We start from the raw sequence: 18,728 nt of genomic DNA, 5'->3' as shown, positions 1-18,728 counted from the left end.
GGGGAGGATGGTCAGCGAGCGGCGTCGTCCCGTGTGCGGTGCATCCACGCGACGGTGGGCGGGGCGAACAGGCACAGGATGGTGACCACGGCCACGGCCGCCACACCCAGACCCCAGCCCCCCGGAACGGACTGCAGGAACGAGAGCCCCACGATCAGCAGGAACGCCTGGGACACGAGGACCGCCGCCCGCGGCCAGCGCAGTCCGTTCCAGGCCCCGCGCGCCGCCGCGCCCAGCCACACGGCGCCGCCCGTGAGCACCACGGCCGCGAAGAGGATTCCCGTCACGGGGAGCACGTGTCCCGTGACGAGCGAGACCAGTTGGGCGACGGCCACCACGAGCAGGGCCACGGCCTCGATGGCCACGAGCACCGAGACCACGGCCGCGGTCCACGGACGCGGTCCGGTGGCGTGGGACGTGGAGCGGGCAGCCGGGACGTTCATGGGGTGGCCTTTCGAGGAGATCGGGGACGCCACCACTCTAGTGAGCCGCGGTGGGGCCGCCCCGGCACCCGGTCACTTAGCACAGCCCGCGGGCTGCAGCGAATCCGCGATGTGATGTACCGCTCACACCCTTGTTTACGCTGTGTTTACGTGGGAAACTACTGACAGATCCCCAAAGGCCCGATCCCCCGGGCCTTTTCTGTGTCCCACCCAGGTTTTCCTCCACACGGCCGCTCGCCGCGTCGTCAGGGTGCCCGCGGGCGGGCGCACCACGACATGTGAAAGGAGCGGTGTCATCGTCATGGACTGGCGTAGTCGCGCAGCTTGCCTGGAGAAAGATCCCGAACTGTTCTTCCCCGTGGGGAACACCGGCCCCGCCCTGCTGCAGATCGAGGAAGCCAAGGCCGTGTGCCGCACGTGCGAGGTCATGGACACGTGCCTGCAGTGGGCCCTCGAGTCCGGCCAGGACGCCGGCGTCTGGGGCGGCATGAGCGAGGACGAGCGCCGCGCCCTCAAGCGCCGCGCCGCCCGCGCCCGCCGCGCCTCCTGAGACCCCGGGGCCGCGGCTGCGTGCCGCCCACCGCTCCCCCGCGCGGTTCCCACCGGTCCCCGCAGCACCCTGGTCACCAGGCGGCTGCGGGGACCGCGTCGTTCGCGGCACCGGTCCCCGCGCGGACAGGACCCGGTCGACCCGCGGGATGCGCTGCGCTCAGCCCCGTCCCAAGGCCTTCTGCGGGAACCGGGCAGTGATCACCACGCTCGTGCCGCCCTCGGGTGCGGTCTGCCAGCGGATGCTGCCCTGCAGCTCACTGGCCACCAGCGTGCGCACGATCTGCATCCCGAGCCCCTCACCCTCCGAGGGCGGGCGGTAGGCGCTGACACCGGACTCCTCGATCACGGTGGGGCCCATCCCGCAGCCGTCGTCGTTGATCGCGATCTCCAGCACCCGCCGGGTGTCCCCCGCGTCGGTCGCCTCGTCCTCCAGGTGGCGCACCGACAGCACCACGGTGCCGTCCCTGTCCCTGAGCCCGTGCTCCACGGCGTTCGCCACGAGCTCGTTGACCACGAGCGCCACGGAGGTGGCACTCTTGGAGGGCAGCCGCCCGAACGTGCCCTCGAAACGCGTGCGCACGTGCTGGCCGGCCGACGCCGTCTCCACGGCGAGCTTGACCTGGTGGCGGATGAGGTCGTCGAAGTCCACGTCCTCGGAGATCTCCTGTGACAGGGACTCGTGCACCCGTGCGATCGAGCTCACCCGCCGCATGGCCTGCTGCAGCCCGTTCCTGCCCTCATCCGAGTGCATCCGGCGCGACTGCAGCCGCAGCAGCGCCGAGACCGTCTGCAGGTTGTTCTTCACGCGGTGGTGGATCTCGCGGATGGTGGCGTCCTTGGACACCAGCTGCAGGTCCCGCCGGCGCAGCTCGGTGACGTCGCGGCACAGCAGCAGCGCGCCCGTGCGCTCGGAGCCCTGCCGCAGCGGGATGGCCCGCAGGGTCGCGGAGGCCTTCACCGTGGACAGCTCCGCGCGCCACGGCATGGTGCCCGCCAGCACCGGGGCCAGCGTCTCGTCCACGCCCGGTGCCGTGAGCGGGAGACGACGGGCCACCCCCAACAGGTTCTGGCCCGTGAGGTCCCCCTGCAGCCCGAGCCGGCGGAACGTGGAGAGTCCGTTGGGGGAGCAGAACTGCACCACGCCGGACGCGTCCAGGCGCAGCATCCCGTCCCCCACGCGCGGCGCACCGCGGCGGGAGTCGCTGCGCACCGCGAAGTCCGGCCACGTGCCCTGGTTGGCCATGCGCAGCAGGTCCGCGGCCGACTCCCGGTAGACCAGCTCCATGCGCGAGGGCAGCCTGTCCCGCTGCGGGTCGGTGGTCAGGCTGACGACGGCGATCGTGCGCCGGTTGCGCACGAGGGGCACCAGGGTCACGGAGCGCGAGGCGAGACTCGACCACTCCGAGGGCCCAGCACGCTCGATGCTGTGGTCGATCCAGGCGCGGCGCAGCGTGCGCGCGGCGGCGTCCGTGACCACCTCCCCCACCATGTCCTTCTGGTAGGCCGTGGGCCCCGTGGTGGGCCGGGCGTGGGCCAGCACCAGGAACTCGCTGCCCTCGGCGGGGGCCGGCTGGCCCGTGGGGCTCTCGTGGGCGGGAACCACCGAGCGCGGGAAGCACAGCAGGAGGTCCCCGAACCCGAGGTCCGCCAGCAGCTGCCAGTCCCCCACCAGCAGGTGGAGCCACTCGGCGTCACCGGCGTCGAAGTCCGCCGTACTGCGCAGCGGATCTGTGAATGCCATGCCGGGACCGCCTTTCCACGTTCACCCGCGGCGCAGCCACGCGCCCATCCGACGCCCCAGCCTAGTACCCGCCGCGAGCCGCACCGTGGGCTCCGGCTGCGGGACCCGCCCACCGCCGAGCACCGTGCGCGCCAGCTCGGTGAACTGTCGGCGCAGCTCGCTGCGGGGTGCGGTCTCCGCGAGCACGGCCCCGGCCAGCAGCGCGTCGTCGCACGCCGACGGGTCCCACGCGAGCGTGTGCGCGATCCGGTGCCCGGGCGAGAACCTCTCCCACGCCTCGGCCACCGACGCCGCCGCGGAGTGCCCGGCGGCCGCGGCCCGCAGCTTGTTCGCGACCACCACCACGCGGGCGTCCGGGGCGGCCTCCTCCAGATCCGGCAGCGCCTTGACCATACGAGGCACGCCGAGCGCGTCCGCGGCGGCCACCGCCACGACCGTGTCCGCCGCGGCCACGGCACTGAGCGTTCCCGCGTTGCGCCGCGGGGCGAGGAAGTCCGTGGTGATCTCCTCGTCCGCCTCGAGACCGAAGGCCGTGTCCACCACCACGAGCCCGTACCCCTCACGGGCCCGGTCGAAGACGATGTCGAGAGCCGATCCCCGCAGCTCCGGCCACCGGTCGTGGCGCGTGATCCCCGTGAGCACGTCCACGGACGCGCCGGCCACGGAGACGGCCGTGGCACACCGGCGCAGACCGGCCACGTCCAGCCGCCCCTGGTCCGCGAGCCGGCACGCCTGGGCGATCCCGGCTGCCTCGTCGAGCATCCCCAGGCTCGCGGCCACGGAGGCCCCGTACGTGTCCGCGTCGACCAGCAGCACACGCCGGCCCGCGAGCGCCGCCTCGGCCGCGAGGTTCAGCGCGGTGGCCGTCCGGCCGGGGGCGCCCGTCGGACCCCAGACCGCGACCACGCGCACGGTCGCGTCCTCGGGATCCGTGAGGGCGGCGTCGTCGTGGGCGTCCGGTGCCCACGTCCCCTCCGTGCCGGAACCGCTCCCATTCCCCGCGGCGTTCCGTCCCGTGTCCCGGTCCGGCGGCTCGGCCGCGCCCCGGGCGTCACCGTCCGGGACGACGTCGGTCGTGGAGTCCGCGCCACCGTCGCCGAACGCCGCACCCGCCGTCCCTCCGGCGGCGTCCTCGGGCACGGGGATCCCGCCGGCGGAGGACGCGGCACCCTCGAACGGCCCGGTGCGTCCTAAGGCGGCAGGGCCCTGCGGGGCCGCACCAGCGGATGGTGTGGCGCCCCGCGCAGCAGTGCGGTCGTCGGAGTCCCCCGTGCTCGTGCCGGTTCCCGTGCCGCGGCGCGAGCCGGGGGCCGCGCGATGGCCCGGTTCCGGGGACCGCAGCGTCTCGCGGATCAGCTCGGCCACCTCCGCACCGGTGGCCGCGGCCGGCACCCGGGCAACCCCGAGCGCGGGCCGGGCGGCGTCGTGCCCCTCGACCACCAGCACGCGCAGCCCCGCGTCCGCGAGCTGCCCGAGCAGACTCGCCGTGAGGTCCTCAGCACCTTCCGCCACGAGGGCGGCGTGCGCCATGCCGGTGTGCGCGCACGCGATCAGCTCGGAGAGGTCCAGGCACCGCCGGACCACGGTCACGTCCCCGTGCAGCCGTTCGAGACGGTCCACGAGGTCCCACGTGCCGGGCCCGAGCGTGACCACCGAGATGCTCACGAGCGGCTCCCCGCGGTGTCGAGCACCAGGGTGACCTTGGCGTCGTTGCCCAGCGCGTCCACGAGCGGACCCACCTGGGACGGAGTCACGAGCACGTGCACGGTGACCCCGCCGCTGCCGCCCAGCGCGGTGTCCTTGGTGTCCACCCGCGCGATCTCCGCGCCCGGGACGAGCTTCTTGGGCTCCATGAAGCCGCGCCCGGAGGTCTTGGGGCGGGCGACCCACACGTCCACGTGCGCTCCCGGATCCGCCTGGGCTGGCAGGGGCGTCTGCAGGGCGATGCCCACGGGCGTGCGGTCCAGGGCGTCCGCGGTGCCGATCGACGCCGCCGGGACCAGCTGGCCACGGGCCACCCGCTGGGTCACCACGGCGTTCTCCTGCAGGGGCTGACCGCCTGGCACGTAGCCGCCGGCCACCTGGGCGAGGTGCGCGTCCACGGTGGTGAGGTCCTCCGGGGTGATCCGCTGCCCCACGGCGAGGTCCTCGGCCGCGGCGTAGTAGGGCTCGCTGCGGTTGGTCGTGGCCACCAGCAGCACCACTCCGAGCACCGAGAGCAGCACGAGCAGCAGCCCCACGAGCAGACGGGGATCCCGCCAGGTGGGCTTGCGGAAACGGGCCGCCGCGGTGGGTGCCTGCCCGGCACGCTCCCGCGCTGCGGTGCTACTGGCCATGTCGTGCGTCCTTCCCCGAGAACCCCGGTCCCCCGCCGGGCACTCCCGAGTGTGCACGGCCGGGCACGGGCGGCGGAACCGTGACGAACATCATGTGGACAGAGGTGACCACGGTTCCATGCCCGATCCCGCCTGTTGACAGTGACCGGTCCGCGGACTCCCGTGGGACAATGGCGGTCAAGGCCGATGAATGAGCATCGAAACGCACCAAAGGAAGTGATGCACGGGCATGTCGCAGCAACGATTCCTGACCCTCGCCGACGTCGCCGAGATCCTCTCCATCTCCGTCCCCCAGGCGCGGGCCATGGTGCGCTCCGGTGAGCTGCCCGCCATCCAGGTGGGCGGGCGCGGGCAGTGGCGCGTGGAGAAGGCCAAGCTGGAGGAGTACATCCAGCGGGGCTACGAGCGCACCCAGCACGCCGTGCGGGAGGGCACCCTGCAGTAGCTCACCCGGCGTCGAGCGAGGACACCACGGCCACGGACGCGAACGGCACCGTGCGCACCGCAGTGACCGCGCGCCGTCGGCGGAACTCGTCCTGCGGGTGCACCGCCACGTCGAAGAAGTCCTGGCCCACCGCGTCCACGGTGCCCTCCAGCTCCTCGTGGGCGGCTCCGTCGCGGAGCACCACGCGTACGTGCACCCGCGCGGTGCTCAGGGCCCGCAACACGTGACCCATTCCGAGCCGGCGGATGGTCGAGGACTCCGGGAGCAGCTTGAAGCGCCGCGGCAGGCCCTCCCACCACACCACGCCCACCAGTGGCACGAGGTGCTGCAGGTGCCGCTCACGCACCACGGCCCACCCCGAGCCCACATCCGCCAGGACACCCTCGAGGGTGTCCCCGCGGCTCGGGCGCAGGCGCACCGGCATGCCCCGGTGCGCCGCGAGCCGCTCCAGGAGGCTGAGCCGCGCGAACTCGGCGCGCGCGGTCTCCACGGCCTCGGTCTCGACCATCCGCACCCGCGCGTGGTCGAGCTGCGCCTCCATGTCCTCGAACAGTTCATCCCACCGCACGCCTGGTCCTCCCCGCTGCCTCGACCGGATCCTCCTCGACCGGACCCTCCCGCTGTGACGACCGCCGGCGGCCCCCGCGGTCCGGCTCTGTGCCGCGGCCCGCGCATCGAGGGTGAGCGGGGCCCGCGACCGTGGCCGCCGTGGCCGCACCGCACCGGCCTACCGCTGCGCGGACCGACGGACCCACCTCAGCACACGCTACGGATGCCCGAGGTCAGCCCCCAGACGCACTACGGGCGGTGGTACATCCGTTTGCATGAGTGATTGACTTCACAGCATGGCCCCAGGATGATCTAAAAATGTCAAACGACATCAAACGACATCATCCGGAGATGAACATGCATCGCGACACCACGCTCGAGGCCCCGCGCGCACCCCGTTCTGCGGCACTGTGGCTGCTGGTCCCGGCAGCTGCCGCCGTGGTCGGCACCGTGGGCCTGCAGCTCGTCGACACGCTGCGGGATGCGCACCCCGCGGCGGCCCCGGAGCTCGTGGTCGCCACGCTCGCCTCCTCGGCGTGCCTGGCCGTGGCCGGCTGGTGGCTCGGGGGCCTGCTGCTCGCCGCTCTCGCGGGTCTCGCGCACCGTATGCACTGGCGGACGCTCGAGCGCTGGGCGCGGCGTCTCACCCCCGGCCTCGTGGCACGGACCGCGGGTGCACTGGTGGGTGCCCAGCTCATCGCACTGGCCCCCGCGCACGCGGAGCAGACGCCGATCGACCCGTTCTGGGGAACTGCGGCCACCGGGACGGAGCAGCTCGCTCCCCCGGAGGCCGACCCCGCGGCACCGTCCGCGCCGGCACAGGCCCCGGACACGACGCCGCCCGGGTCAGCCGGTGCCGACGCGGCCGCGCCCGTCGCGCCACCGGCGCAGCACGGTCCCGCGGGCACCACGCTGCTCGCGCCCGGGGCCCTCGACGGACAGGCCGTCTCGGCGGGGCCAGGAAAATCCGCCGTGCCCGCCCCGCAGCGGCTGACCGACGGCAGCATCACCGTGGTCTCCGGGGACACCCTGTGGGATCTCACGGAGCAGCTGCTGGGCCCGGGCGCCACCGACGAGGACATCTGCCGCGACCTGGGGTCCTGGGCGGACCACAACGTTCTGTCCCAGCACGGCAACCTCATCCACCCCGGGGACCGGCTGCAGGTCCCCGCCCATCTGCTGGACGCCGCGGGGCGGGCCCGGTGAGGCGCCCAGACCGCCCGCGCTGCACCGGTCACCGCGCCTGCCGCACCCGGCACCGCGGACCGTGCACCGCACGGCACATCCGCGGGGCCCTCAGCTCACCGTCCCGTCCACGAACTGTCAGCACACCCTCAGCAAGGAGCACGTCATGAGCATCGCGATCCCCGCCCCAGCACCCCGCACGCCCGCCGGCGGCTACGCGTGGCGGCAGGACCGTTCCGCTGCCGCGCTCACGGGCCGGAACGAGTCCGAGCGCGTGGGAGCGATTGCGCGCAGCATCGGTCAGGCCGCCGTGGAGATCCTGGCCGGGACGCGCCCGGCCTCCCAGCTGGCCCGCTGGACCGACCCCGAGGTGGTGGAGCGCTTCACCCAGCGTGCCGCCATGCTCAAGCTCGTGCAGGAGCAGTGCCCCGAGCGCCGGAACCTGTTCGAGGTGCACCGGGCCGCGCGGATCCGCAGGGTCAGGGTGTGCAGCCCGGCCCCGGGGTGCTACGAGGCCTCCCTCGTGGTGGAGGAGTCCTCGCGGGCACGTGCGGTGGCACTGCGCATCGAGCGGGTGTCGCGGCAGTGGCGGGTCACCCACCTCGAGGTGGGCTGAGCCGCGCGGCGCTCAGCGGCGCTTGCCCCGCTTGGCCTTGGAACCGCTGCGCGCGGAGGCACCGCGGCGCTTCGCCCGATTGCCTCCGGTCTCGCCCTCGGGCCGGTCGGACGACGCCGCCGGGTCGGTGCCCGCGGACGCGTCCGTCGGTGTGCCGTCCTCGGAGGTCCGCTCCCGGGCCCCGGGATCCACGGCCTCCACCTCGGCGTGCGGTGTGCCGTCCTCGTCGGGGGCCGTGTACCGCAGGAACGCCGGGCGCTGGGGAGCCGAGAGCTCCACCGCACCGCCGGCCGCCCCCGTGCGCTGCTTGCGCACCTCGAGGTTGAAGAGGGTCACCACGGTCTGCTCACGGATGGCCGCCATCATGTCCTGGAACATGGCGTGGCCCTCCCGCTGGTACTCCACCAGGGGGTCGCGCTGGGCCATGGCCCGCAGCCCGATGCCCTCCTTGAGGTAGTCCATCTCGTACAGGTGCTCGGGCCAGCGCTGACCGATCACCGACAGCAGCACCCGCCGCTCCAGGTTGCGCATGGCCTCGGAGCCGAGCTCCTCCTCGCGCTCCAGGTACATCACGGTGGCGTCCGAGAGGATCTGCTCCTGCAGGAAGTCGGACGTGAGCCGGGGGCGGCCACCGGCCTCCTCCACGACCTCGTCCGGGGTGAGGGACACCGGGTAGACGGCCCGCAGGGCCTCCCACAGCCCGTCCAGGTCCCAGTCCTCGGGGTGGCCCTTGCCCGTGCGCTCGGCGATCGTCGAGGAGAGCACCTCCTCGGTGAACTGCCGGATCTGGTCCTCGATGTCGTCACCCATGAGGATCCGCTTGCGGTCCTTGTAGATGACCTCGCGCTGGCGGTTGAGGACGTCGTCGTACTTCAGCACGTTCTTGCGCTGCTCGGCGTTGCGGCCCTCCACCTGGTTCTGCGCGTTGGCGATGCCGGAGGTGATGAGCCGTCCGGTCACCGGGACGTCGTCGGGGGCGATGGCCATGAGCCGCTGTGCGGCGCCCGGGTTGAACAGACGCATGAGGTCGTCGGACAGGGACAGGTAGAACCGCGACTCACCGGGATCACCCTGACGGCCCGACCGGCCCCGGAGCTGGTTGTCGATGCGCCGGGACTCGTGGCGCTCGGTGCCCAGCACGTAGAGCCCGCCGGCCTCCAGGACCTCCTCGTGCTCGGACCTGGTGGCCTCCTCGCAGGCCTTGAGCACCTCGGGCCAGCGGGCCTCGTACTCCTCGGCGTCCCGCTCGGGGTCGAGACCGAGCTCTGCCATCCGGTCCACGGCGTTGAACTCGGCGTTGCCGCCGAGCATGATGTCGGTACCTCGCCCCGCCATGTTGGTGGCCACGGTGACGGCGCCCTTGCGCCCGGCCTGGGCCACGATCGCGGCCTCCCGGGCGTGGTTCTTGGCGTTGAGCACCTCGTGGCGCACTCCCCGCTTGGCGAGCAGGCGGGAGAGGTACTCGGACTTCTCCACGGACGCCGTGCCCACCAGCACGGGCTGGCCCTTCTCGTGGCGCTCCTCGATGTCCCGCACCACGGCCGCGTACTTGGTGGCCTCGTTCTTGTACACCACGTCCCGCTTGTCTTCGCGGGCGATGCCGCGGTGCGGCGGGATGGCCACCACGCCGATCTCGTAGGTGTTCATGAACTCCGCGGCCTCGGTCTGGGCCGTGCCCGTCATGCCGGAGAGCTTGTCGTAGAGGCGGAAGTAGTTCTGCAGGGTGATCGTGGCCATCGTCTGGTTCTCGGGCTTGATCTCCACGCCCTCCTTGGCCTCGATGGCCTGGTGGACGCCCTCGTTGTAGCGCCGCCCGGCGAGCACACGCCCGGTGTGCTCGTCCACGATCTTCACCTCACCGCCGGCCACGATGTAGTCCTTGTTGTTGCGGAACAGCTCCTTGGCCTTGATCGCGTTGTTCAGGAAGCCGATCAGCGGGGTGTTGCGGGACTCGTAGAGGTTGTCGATGCCCAGCCAGTCCTCGACCTTCTCGATGCCGGGCTCGAGCACGCCCACGGTGCGCTTCTTCTCGTCCACCTCGTAGTCGGTCTCGGGCGAGAGCTTCTGCACCACGGTGGCGAACTCACGGTACCAGCGGTTGGCCTCCCCCGAGGCGGGACCGGAGATGATCAGCGGGGTGCGGGCCTCGTCGATGAGGATGGAGTCCACCTCGTCCACGATGGCGAAGTTGTGCCCGCGCTGCACCAGCTCGTCCTCGGTCCATGCCATGTTGTCGCGCAGGTAGTCGAAGCCGAACTCGTTGTTGGTGCCGTAGGTGATGTCCGCGGCGTACTGCTCGCGGCGCACCGCGGGCTCCTGACCACCGAGGATCACCCCGGTCTCGAGCCCCAGGAAGCGGTAGACACGACCCATGAGGTTGGCCTGGTACTCGGCCAGGTAGTCGTTGACGGTGACCACGTGCACCCCCTTGCCGGCGAGCGCGTTGAGGTACGCCGGGGCCGTGGCCACCAGGGTCTTGCCCTCGCCGGTCTTCATCTCGGCGATGTAGCCGAGGTGCAGGGCCGCCCCACCCATGATCTGGACGTCGAAGTGGCGCTGGCCGAGGGTGCGGGAGGCGGCCTCGCGCACCACGGCGAACGCCTCGGGGAGCAGCCGGTCCAGCGACTCGCCGTCCGCGATGCGCTCCCGGAAGGCGTCGGTCTCCGCACGCAGCTCGGCGTCCGAGAGTTCCTTGAAGCTGTCCTCGAGGCTGTTGACGGCGTCAGCGTAAGTCCTCAGCCGCTTCAGGACGCGCTTGTCCCCAGTGCGAAGAACCTTTTCCAGGAATGACGCCACGTGTGTTCGCTCCTCCGAGATCAATGGTGGGCACCCGGACACGGCGGAGGGTGCACCGCCGAACAGTGTACGTGAGGGAGCCTGACCGATTCCCACGCATGAACACGGGCCCTTCGACACCGTCGAGGGGCCCGTGGGGCGCGAGTGCGCGTCAGGAGGCGGCGTCGGCCTGGTAGGCCCGGGCGCTCTCCTCCTCGGCGCGGCCGTCCTGGCTGAGGCTGATCACGCCGTACTGCCAGCCCTTGCGGCGGTACACGGCGGAGGGCTCCTGGGTCTCCTTGTCCACGAAGATGAAGAAGTCGTGGCCCACCAGTTCCATCTGGTCCACGGCCTCGTCCACCGTGATCTGGTGCGCGGGGAAGCGCTTGCGGCGGATCTCCACGGGGGTGGGGGCGTCGCTGAGCGGGTACTCGGTGTCGAAGGCGGCGTCCTCCGCCTCGGACAGGGCCTGCGGGGAGTCGAAGCCCGTGAAGGAGCCGGAGGAGGGAACCACGGGCAGGGAACCGGTGGCCTCGTGCACGGCGATGGGCCTCTGGTGCCCGGCGCGGTGGATCTTGCGACGGTCGCGGGCGCGCCGCAGCTGCTCCACGAGCTTGCCGTAGGCCTCGTCGAAGGCGGCGAACTTGTCGTCGCTGCGGGCCTCGGCGCGGATCACCGGTCCGCGGCCGACCACGGTGATCTCCACCCGCATGCCCTGGTGGCCGGACGCGCCGTTGTCCTTGGTGACCTTGACCTCGATGGATTGGACCTTGTCACCGAGCTGCTGGAAACGCTCGCTCTTCTCCTCGACGTATTCCTTGAATCGGTCCGGCAAAGTGACGTTGCGGCCTTGGATGTTCAGTTCCATGAGACCCTCCACATCTTGAGGATGGCGCGGGATGTTCTGCTCTCCCACACGGGACACCTTCATTGCTTCCCGTGGTCCAACGCTAGATGAAACCGCGGGGAAATTCACGGAAAACGGCGCGCGACATTCAGCCGTTCTCCGGGGGTGAACGGCGCGGCCGCACCCCCGCCAGGGTCACGACCGCGGGCACGTGGGCCCCGGCTGCGGTGAGGCAGCGCACGGCCTCCGCAGCGGTGGCCCCCGTGGTGAGGACGTCGTCCACCACCACGCACGTGCGGCCCGCGACGTCCTCCGCACGCATGACTCCGCGGATGGCGCGGGCCCTCTGGTCCCGGCCCCGGGTCTTCTGCGCGCCGCCCGGGGCCCCGAACCGGGCGGCGCGGTGCCGCAGCGCGTGACGCACGCCGGTGCCGGAGGGCAGTGCCGCGGCGTCGAGCACCGTGGCGACCGGGTCGAACCAGCGACGACGCCGCGCCCGCCCGCTCGTGGGCACCGGAACCCACCACAGGTGCGCACCACCGGGCCTGGCGAGGTCGCGGGCGGCCGCGCTCAACGCGCCGGAGAGCACGGTGGCGAGCACGCCCGTGAGGTCGGTGCGACCGCCGTTCTTGAACGCGAGCAGGCACGCGGCGAGCTCGTGCTCGTACTCCCCCGCCGTGTACACCCGCACCCCGGAGGCCAGCAGCGGAGCCGGGGTGGGCACCCTGCCGGGCCGTGCGGTGCCGCGCCGCAGCACCACGCGGCACTCTCGGCACAGGGAGGCCCCGGGTACTCCGCACACCGCACAGCTGACCGGCACGAGCAGTTCCAGCGCGTCCCCACACCAGCCACTCGCGCGAGCCGCCCGGCGGTCCCACGCGGCCGCGCGCGACGCACCGCCCGCTCGGGGCCCGGCACCCGCCCGAGGGGCGGGCACCCCGTGGCGCCCGGACCCAGCACGCACGGCTCCGACACCGTCGGGCACCGCCCCCGCCCGCGGCACGGGCCCCTTCTCCGGCTGGACCACCGTCCGCGGCACGGCCGCAGGTCCCGGCACCGGTGAGCGGCGCTCCACGCCGGGAGGGAGCCGGGCGGCGTGGTACGGGGCGCGGGTGCCGACCAGCGCGGCACCGTGAGGAGAGGATGGAGCGGGCGGAGAGGGGTCTGGGAAGAACGACATGGCTCCAGTCCACCGCGCAGGACGCGCCCGCAACACGGCCGTCACCGCATGGGGAGTACGCACCGCACGGCACCGTTCCCGCCGCCCGGTCGCGGCTTGGGGGCCGGTCGCGGGTGGGGACGCTGTCGCGGACTGGGGCCCCGCAACCACCTGCAGGCCGCGCGGGCAGCGTGACCCGCCGCCGTCGTGAAACCCCGGGGCGGCCCGCTCAGCCAGCGAAAGAGGTGTCCGTGACGTCCTCGCTCTGCAGGGCCCACGAGCTTCCGGTCAGCATGTAGAGCTTGCCGTCGGAGGCGCCGTAGACCGCAGTGGAGCCGTTGCCGCCGGTGATGGAGGTGACGCCGGTCAGTGACGGCAGCTCGTCGTAGTGCCCGGCCACGGTGTAACGCCGCGGCTGGGCGTTGCTGTCCTGGTCCAGGGCCGTGGTCACGAACTCGTCCGAGCCGATCCACTGGGCGGTGTTGACGTCCACGTCCGCGGCCACGGCGTTGCCCTTCTCGAGCTCGATGGGCCGGCCTGACTCGTCCCGCACAACGCCGGCGATCCAGATGCTGGACTTGGTGCCGGCGTCGTTGGTGGTGACCACGAGCGCACGGCTGCCCTCGCGGGAGATCCGCAGGGAGACCACCTGCCTGCCGCGCAACCAGTCGGCCGTGACGGTGTCCCCCTCCCCTGTGGCGGTGGCCTGTGCCGCGTGGATCCGCCCCGAGCGGTCCGATCCCCAGACCCAGCCCTGGGGGTCGAAGCTCGGCCGGGTGGGCCTGCTCCCGGACCACCGCCGTTGCGCCGCCTTCCCCGGGGACACCGTGTAGACCGCGGAGTCGGCGGTGTTCACGAGGCCGAACGTGGTGGCCTCGAGGTTCATGCCCGGCTTGGCCACCGTGGCACCCTCGGGGAGGGTGAGATCGGGCACGGGCTCGGTCTGTCCCCCCTGGTAGAAGGCGAGGCGTCCGTCGGACACCCCCACCTGGCGGTTCGGCACGGTCACGGAGCGCACGGGGTCGGGACCCGAGCGGGCGGAGGTGTCCACCGGGGCGTCGTTCACGATGAGTTCCGCGTTCTCCACCGAGGGGACGGCGCGCAGCGTGGCCCGCAGCTGCTGCTCCATCCGCTGGGCCTTGGCCACGTCAGCGGGGTCGAAGCTGGGCAGACTCAGGTCCACGGTGGCGGTGCCGCCGGAGACCGGGACGGACGAGCGCGAGAGGGTTGCCGCCTGCGGGATCGCGCTCGTGACGGAGCCCCCCAGGTACGGCGCGGGTCCGTTCATCAGGGCGCGCACCGCAGCGGTGGAGGCGGTGGAGCGCTTGGGGAACCAGCGGGGGTCCGGGACAAGGTTCTTGTCGTTGGACGCGGCGTAGAAGAAGAGGTCCACGGGCTGGAAAACCTGCTTGAAGTCCGAGTCCGGGATGATCACCCCGTCCGGGGCCTTGGAGATCCGCCACTGCCCGTCCACGGACGTCAGTGCGAAGTCCAGCACACGCGTGCTGCCCTGCGGTTGTGCCGTGAGCACGCCCGTGGGGCCGAGCTCGGCGCCGACCTCGGTGGACGTGCGGTACTCCCCCTCGTTCAACCGCGGCACCGTGGTGGGGTTGCCGGAGTGGATGAGCACACGCGCATCCGGTTGCCACGTGGTGGCCAGCTGCGGGGTGAGGTACTGGCGTGCCACCGAGTAGTCGTCCTGGGCGCCCACACCGGCGGCGAGAAACCCCTCGACGACTTCCTGGGCGGACGCGCCCGGGCGCGGAGCCGCGGGATTGAATGGCATGTCGCTCTGCTGGGACTGCCCGGTGGGTTCGATGACCTTGTGCACGGGTCCGGAGCGCGGCATGGCCCCGCACGCGCTGAGGGTGACGCCCAGGAGCACCGCGAGCACAGCACTCGCGCAGCGCGTGCGCCGTGCCGCCCCCAGCGGGGCCCCGCCCACCGTCGTGCCGCGGCGCGGACGCAGCGGTCCGTGCTGCGCCGCGGGTCCGTTGTCCGTGGTCTCCGCTGCTCGCCGGGCGCTCATCGCTCCTCCGTCCCGCCGCCACGCTGCACGGCGCTCGAGCCTGTCTGGTTGCTCCAGGACCCCTGTGCACCGCCCGTCACCGCAGATTCGTCGGGCCAGTCAGGGGCGGGGAAGGCAATGAGCAGCTGGCCGGTGTCCGGTTCCTCGGCAGGGCCGGTGGCCGGCGCGGTGAGCTGCAGGGAGCCCGTGTCCGTGACCCGGGCGGTGGACTCGGTGAGCCGGTCCGCCGGGGGCAGGGGCAGCGGGTTGGGCAGTTCAGGGTCCAGGGGCTGCGTGCGCAGCAGCGGGAGGGTGAGGCGGAAGCACGCGCCGTTGTCCGGCTCCGCCCACACCTCGAGCCGCCCGCCGTGCAGCCGGGTGTCCTCCGTGGCGATCGCGAGTCCCAGCCCGGTGCCGCCCACGGTGCGTGCGCGGGCGGGGTCCCCGCGCCAGAACCGGTTGAACACCTTGGCGGTCTGCTCCTCGGTCATCCCGATCCCGTAGTCCCGCACGGCCACCGCGACGCAGTTCTCGTTGGCCGCCACGTAGATGTCCACGGGCTTGCTCTCCCCGTGCTCGAGCGCGTTGGTCACCAGGTTGCGCAGGATCCTGTCGATGCGCCGCTGGTCCATCTGCACCACGCACCGGGTGAGGGTGGAGCGCACGGTGAGCTCGGAACCGGAGGTGAGCACGATGGGGGCGGCGGCCTCCACGACGTCGTAGATCACGGAGAAGATGTCCGTGGACGCCATGTCCAGGCGCGCGGCACCGGCATCGAAGCGGGAAATCTCCAGCAGGTCCGAGAGCATCGAGTCGAAGCGGTCCACCTGGTGGTGCAGCAGCTCGGCGGAGCGGCGGTTCACGGGGTCGAAGTCCTCGCGCGCGTTGTACAGCACCTCCGCGGCCATCTTGACCGTGGTCAGCGGGGTGCGCAGCTCGTGGGAGACGTCCGAGACGAACGTCTGCTGCATCGAGGACAGCTGCTCCAGCTGGGTGATCTGGGTCTGGATCGAGTCCGCCATGCGGTTGAAGGAGCGGGAGAGCCGCGCCACCTCGTTGGTGCCGCGCACCTGCATGCGCACGTCCAGGTCCCCCTCGGACAGCCGCTGGGACACCCGCGCGGTGTTGGAGACCGGGCGGACCACCTCCCGGGTGACATACCAGACGATGGTCCCCACGAGCAGCAGCAGCGCCACCATGGACAGCAACAGCACGGCGTGGATCGAGTCCAGGGTGGCCTGGGGGTCCGAGAAGTCGTACACGAAGTAGAGCCCGTAGCGGGAGTTCTGGTTCAGCTGCACCACGTCCCCGACCACGATCACCGGCTGCTCCGCGCCGTTCTCGCTCATTCGCGCCGAGGCCGGCTGCCAGTACGTGCCGTCCGCCCCGGCCACGCGCTGCTGCAGCTTCTGCGGCACGGTCGCCGAGGTCATCCAGGCGCTCTCGGTCTGCACGCCCACGAAGGACTGGCCGGTGCCCTGGTCCAGCGGGATCAGGATCCAACGGTGGTCGCCGGACGAGCTGCCCTGGCTCAGGCTGCCCAGGGTGGAGTTGATCAGCGCCTGGACCTCGGTGCGGTCGGACGCGTCAGAGGCGTCGAAGCTCGCCTGGGCGGTGCGGATGTCGTTGCGGGACTCCTCCAGCACCTGGTTGAGCCGGTCCGTGAACAGCCGGTCCGCAATCTGGTGGGACAGGAAGCTGCCCGTGGCCAGGAACGCCACGGACGTCAGGGTCAAGGCGACCGCGATGGCCCGGAACTGCAGGGACTGCCGCCAGCGCCGGAACAGCAGGCGACGCCGCAGCCGGAGTCTGCGGAACCGCCGGGGACGACGCCGCGGCGCCGGGCCCGCGGCCGTGGGCTGCGCTGCGCTCAGCGTCATTTATGGGGGTGCCCGCCCGCTTTGTACCCGATGCCGCGCACGGTGAGCACCACCTCGGGGTTCTCGGGATCGCGCTCCACCTTGGAGCGCAGCCGCTGCACGTGCACGTTGACCAGCCGGTTGTCCGCGGCGTGGGGGTAGCCCCACACGTCGCGCAGCAGCTCGTCACGGCTGAACACCTGGTGCGGGGAGCGCGCCAGGGTGGCCAGCAGGTCGAACTCGAGCGGCGTCAGGAAGATCTCCTCCCCGCCCCGGGTCACGGTGTGGCCGGTGACGTCGATGACGATGTCCCCGAGGGTGATCTCCTGGGTGGCCCCGCGGTCCATGGGACGCAGCCGCGCCTTGACCCGGGCCACGAGCTCGGCGGGCTTGAAGGGCTTGGGGACGTAGTCGTCTGCGCCGGCTTCCAGCCCGCGCACCACGTCCGCGGTGTCGGACTTGGCGGTGAGCATCACCACGGGGACGTCGGACTCCGCGCGGATCTGCTGGCACACCTGGATGCCGTCCATCCCGGGCAGCATGAGGTCCAGCAGGATCAGGTCCGGATCGGACGCGCGGAAGACCTCGCGTGCACTGGAGCCGTCGTAGCAGTACACCGGCTCGAAGTCCTCCGAGGCCAGGATGATGCCGATCATCTCGGACAGCGCGGCGTCGTCGTCAACTACCAGAATTCTCGCCTTCATGGCCCGCCTTCGCCCTCGTTCCTGCTCCGGGAGTCGGCCGCGGCCGACGTCCCGCGTCCTGCTTGCCGATTCTACGGCCTGAGCGGCCTCAACCCTCGTTGGCGGCCTCCGTGAGCGCGCCGCACGCCCCGGTCACCCGTCGCAGCGCCGCCGGCAGCTGCGGTGGAGCCAGGTCACTGACCCCGGACGACGGCGCGAGCACGGTTCCCAGCAGCGCGGCCGGGTCCATGCCCAGCTCCCGCCAGGGCCGCAGCAGCCGGTCCACGACGTCCCGCGCGGGGGTGTGCGCCGAGACCGGGGCGGTGTCGACGCACAGGCGCACACCGCTCTCGTGCAGGGCCGCCAGCGGCTCCCAGGCACGTGTGCCCCCGGTGGGCGGTGCCACGACCGCGACGTCGGCCCCGCAGCGGGGCGCCCACTCGGCGGACGCGGCACCGGCGTCGAGCACGACCGCGGACGCACCGGCCCCACGGCACGCGTCGACCGCGGCGGTGAGCCCCGCCCGCACCTCGGCCCGGGGCAGGCTGCGCAGCGTGCGGTAGCCGCTGGCCGTGGGGATCGTCCCGCCCAGCACGCGCTCGAGCTCGGGCTCCTGGAGCACGAGCACCGCGCCCCGGCCGTCCGTGTTGCGACGGATCGCCGCCATGAGCTCGGGGATTCCCGCGCACCAGGACTGCGTAAGCTCACGGCGCGCCCCGTGATCCGACTGCAGCTTCTCTCCGTTGCGCACGTGCACGGTGGCCGCGAGCGACACGGGGCCCAGCAGGGAGAACACCACGGGGGCGGTGTCGGCCCCGGACTCCGCACCGAGGACGTCCGCCACGGCGTGCAGATCGCTCGCGAGCAGCGCACGGGCGCGCCGGGAGTCCTCCCCGGCCACACCGGTGACCCGCCAGCCGTGCGGCTGACGGTCGGCGTGCAGGGAGTCGAGCACCGCGCACGTGCGTGCCGCGAGCTCCGCGTGCGGGCCGCGCTCCGGCAGGACCGGCACGGCCGCGCGGTGCGGATCTCCCAGCTCGCCCCGCAGCACGGTGAAGGTCTCCACGACGTCCGTCCCCCGCAGGGGCCGGGTGAGCGTGGCGGTGACGGCGTCCGGCGCGAACCCGCTCATGCGTCCGTGGCCCGCTGGTGGCCCTCGGAGATCGCCTCGTGGTGGCGGATCACCTCGCTGATGATGAAGTTCAGGAACTTCTCCGCGAACTCCGGGTCCAGGTGGGCGGCTTCCGCGAGGCTGCGCAGCCGCTCGATCTGGGCCCGCTCCCGCTCGGGGTCCGACGGCGGCAGGTCGTTCGCGGCCTTGAGCCGACCCACGCGCTGGGTGGCCTTGAAGCGCTCCGCGAGCAGGTGGACCAGGGCGGCGTCGATGTTGTCGATCGTGCCGCGGATCTCGTGGAGCCGTTCCAGCGCGCTCTCCGACGTGCTGGACGCGGCGGAGCTCGCGGCGGGGTCGACGGGTGCGTGGTCTGCGGGGTCGGTGGCGGAACTCATGCCCACCACTCTAAACGGCGG

General features: G+C 72.4%; 17 protein-coding genes. 4 read left to right on the top strand and 13 right to left on the bottom strand.

Going from position 1 to position 18,728, the window contains the following annotated elements:
* Nucleotides 1–11: 11 nt before the first annotated feature.
* Nucleotides 12–443 carry a hypothetical protein gene (locus tag DNL27_RS05015; RefSeq protein ID WP_112234885.1) on the bottom strand — a complete coding sequence of 144 codons (432 nt, stop codon included), beginning with the start codon at nt 441–443 and terminating at the stop codon, nt 12–14.
* Nucleotides 444–744: 301 nt separating this feature from the next.
* Between DNL27_RS05015 and DNL27_RS05010 the strand changes: the two genes are divergently transcribed.
* Complete coding sequence (locus DNL27_RS05010) at nt 745–993, top strand: WhiB family transcriptional regulator (protein WP_019309413.1); 249 nt, start codon at nt 745–747, stop codon at nt 991–993.
* Nucleotides 994–1,152: 159 nt separating this feature from the next.
* On the opposite strand, the gene DNL27_RS05005 is transcribed toward DNL27_RS05010, so the two are convergent.
* The 3 genes from DNL27_RS05005 to DNL27_RS04995 are packed head-to-tail and all read right to left on the bottom strand — an operon-like array spanning nt 1,153 to nt 5,072.
* Nucleotides 1,153–2,736 (bottom strand): sensor histidine kinase, encoded by a 1,584-nt coding sequence (locus DNL27_RS05005; RefSeq protein ID WP_112234884.1) that lies wholly within the window; start codon nt 2,734–2,736, stop codon nt 1,153–1,155.
* 21 nt (nt 2,737–2,757) lie between these two features.
* On the bottom strand, nt 2,758–4,401 hold the full coding sequence (locus DNL27_RS05000; RefSeq protein ID WP_112234883.1) for a hypothetical protein: 1,644 nt from the start codon (nt 4,399–4,401) through the stop codon (nt 2,758–2,760).
* The gene (locus DNL27_RS04995) at nt 4,398–5,072 is read right to left on the bottom strand and encodes an SAF domain-containing protein (protein WP_112234882.1); all 675 of its coding nucleotides are present in this window, start codon (nt 5,070–5,072) and stop codon (nt 4,398–4,400) included. Before DNL27_RS04995 ends, DNL27_RS05000 begins: the two co-directional genes overlap by 4 nt.
* Nucleotides 5,073–5,301: 229 nt before the next feature.
* Between DNL27_RS04995 and DNL27_RS04990 the strand changes: the two genes are divergently transcribed.
* A complete protein-coding gene (locus DNL27_RS04990) occupies nt 5,302–5,517 on the top strand; it encodes a helix-turn-helix domain-containing protein (protein ID WP_012397957.1) in 216 nt (71 codons plus the stop codon).
* Nucleotide 5,518: 1 nt separating this feature from the next.
* Here DNL27_RS04990 and DNL27_RS04985 read toward each other — a convergent pair whose 3' ends face one another.
* Nucleotides 5,519–6,085 (bottom strand): hypothetical protein, encoded by a 567-nt coding sequence (locus DNL27_RS04985; RefSeq protein ID WP_112234881.1) that lies wholly within the window; start codon nt 6,083–6,085, stop codon nt 5,519–5,521.
* A gap of 332 nt (nt 6,086–6,417) precedes the next feature.
* Here DNL27_RS04985 and DNL27_RS04980 point away from each other — a divergent pair, with 332 nt between their 5' ends.
* Nucleotides 6,418–7,272 carry a hypothetical protein gene (locus DNL27_RS04980; protein WP_162627097.1) on the top strand — a complete coding sequence of 285 codons (855 nt, stop codon included), beginning with the start codon at nt 6,418–6,420 and terminating at the stop codon, nt 7,270–7,272.
* A 145-nt stretch (nt 7,273–7,417) separates the two neighbouring features.
* Entirely contained in the window at nt 7,418–7,867 is a 450-nt protein-coding gene (locus tag DNL27_RS04975; protein WP_112234879.1) for an Rv3235 family protein, read from the top strand.
* Between the two features lie 12 nt (nt 7,868–7,879).
* Here DNL27_RS04975 and secA read toward each other — a convergent pair whose 3' ends face one another.
* From secA to DNL27_RS04935, 8 genes are all read right to left on the bottom strand, one after another.
* A complete protein-coding gene (gene secA, locus DNL27_RS04970) occupies nt 7,880–10,663 on the bottom strand; it encodes a preprotein translocase subunit SecA (RefSeq protein ID WP_112234878.1) in 2,784 nt (927 codons plus the stop codon).
* 151 nt (nt 10,664–10,814) lie between these two features.
* On the bottom strand, nt 10,815–11,510 hold the full coding sequence (hpf, locus tag DNL27_RS04965; protein WP_012397952.1) for a ribosome hibernation-promoting factor, HPF/YfiA family: 696 nt from the start codon (nt 11,508–11,510) through the stop codon (nt 10,815–10,817).
* Between the two features lie 127 nt (nt 11,511–11,637).
* Nucleotides 11,638–12,249, bottom strand: a complete 612-nt coding sequence (locus DNL27_RS04960; RefSeq protein ID WP_226905908.1) for a ComF family protein — start codon at nt 12,247–12,249, stop codon at nt 11,638–11,640.
* 628 nt (nt 12,250–12,877) lie between these two features.
* Nucleotides 12,878–14,677 (bottom strand): LpqB family beta-propeller domain-containing protein, encoded by a 1,800-nt coding sequence (locus tag DNL27_RS04955; protein ID WP_112234877.1) that lies wholly within the window; start codon nt 14,675–14,677, stop codon nt 12,878–12,880.
* Nucleotides 14,674–16,536, bottom strand: a complete 1,863-nt coding sequence (gene mtrB / locus DNL27_RS04950) for an MtrAB system histidine kinase MtrB (RefSeq protein WP_112234876.1) — start codon at nt 16,534–16,536, stop codon at nt 14,674–14,676. The genes DNL27_RS04955 and mtrB overlap by 4 nt, the downstream gene beginning before the upstream one ends.
* A complete protein-coding gene (gene mtrA / locus DNL27_RS04945; RefSeq protein ID WP_112234875.1) occupies nt 16,533–17,219 on the bottom strand; it encodes an MtrAB system response regulator MtrA in 687 nt (228 codons plus the stop codon). Before mtrA ends, mtrB begins: the two co-directional genes overlap by 4 nt.
* An 88-nt stretch (nt 17,220–17,307) precedes the next feature.
* Entirely contained in the window at nt 17,308–18,330 is a 1,023-nt protein-coding gene (locus DNL27_RS04940; RefSeq protein ID WP_112234874.1) for a hypothetical protein, read from the bottom strand.
* Entirely contained in the window at nt 18,327–18,707 is a 381-nt protein-coding gene (locus tag DNL27_RS04935) for a chorismate mutase (RefSeq protein ID WP_112234873.1), read from the bottom strand. The genes DNL27_RS04940 and DNL27_RS04935 overlap by 4 nt, the downstream gene beginning before the upstream one ends.
* Between the last annotated feature and the right edge of the window lie 21 nt (nt 18,708–18,728).

Origin of the sequence: Kocuria sp. BT304, from assembly GCF_003290245.1 — a bacterium.
GTDB lineage: Bacteria > Actinomycetota > Actinomycetes > Actinomycetales > Micrococcaceae > Kocuria > Kocuria rhizophila_A.
The sequence above is the reverse complement of the archived record's forward strand: the minus strand, read 5'-3'. Positions and strand labels throughout refer to the sequence as shown.

What these genes read in the sequence shown, in the direction of transcription:
- DNL27_RS05010 (WP_019309413.1), top strand. Translation starts at nt 745, where the DNA reads ATGGACTGGCGTAGTCGCGCAGCTTGCCTGGAGAAAGATCCCGAACTG.
- DNL27_RS04940 (WP_112234874.1), bottom strand. Translation starts at nt 18,330, where the DNA reads ATGAGCGGGTTCGCGCCGGACGCCGTCACCGCCACGCTCACCCGGCCC.
- mtrB (WP_112234876.1), bottom strand. Translation starts at nt 16,536, where the DNA reads ATGACGCTGAGCGCAGCGCAGCCCACGGCCGCGGGCCCGGCGCCGCGG.
- mtrA (WP_112234875.1), bottom strand. Translation starts at nt 17,219, where the DNA reads ATGAAGGCGAGAATTCTGGTAGTTGACGACGACGCCGCGCTGTCCGAG.
- DNL27_RS05015 (WP_112234885.1), bottom strand. Translation starts at nt 443, where the DNA reads ATGAACGTCCCGGCTGCCCGCTCCACGTCCCACGCCACCGGACCGCGT.
- DNL27_RS04935 (WP_112234873.1), bottom strand. Translation starts at nt 18,707, where the DNA reads ATGAGTTCCGCCACCGACCCCGCAGACCACGCACCCGTCGACCCCGCC.
- DNL27_RS04955 (WP_112234877.1), bottom strand. Translation starts at nt 14,677, where the DNA reads ATGAGCGCCCGGCGAGCAGCGGAGACCACGGACAACGGACCCGCGGCG.
- DNL27_RS04975 (WP_112234879.1), top strand. Translation starts at nt 7,418, where the DNA reads ATGAGCATCGCGATCCCCGCCCCAGCACCCCGCACGCCCGCCGGCGGC.
- DNL27_RS04990 (WP_012397957.1), top strand. Translation starts at nt 5,302, where the DNA reads ATGTCGCAGCAACGATTCCTGACCCTCGCCGACGTCGCCGAGATCCTC.
- DNL27_RS05005 (WP_112234884.1), bottom strand. Translation starts at nt 2,736, where the DNA reads ATGGCATTCACAGATCCGCTGCGCAGTACGGCGGACTTCGACGCCGGT.
- hpf (WP_012397952.1), bottom strand. Translation starts at nt 11,510, where the DNA reads ATGGAACTGAACATCCAAGGCCGCAACGTCACTTTGCCGGACCGATTC.
- DNL27_RS04995 (WP_112234882.1), bottom strand. Translation starts at nt 5,072, where the DNA reads ATGGCCAGTAGCACCGCAGCGCGGGAGCGTGCCGGGCAGGCACCCACC.
- DNL27_RS04980 (WP_162627097.1), top strand. Translation starts at nt 6,418, where the DNA reads ATGAACATGCATCGCGACACCACGCTCGAGGCCCCGCGCGCACCCCGT.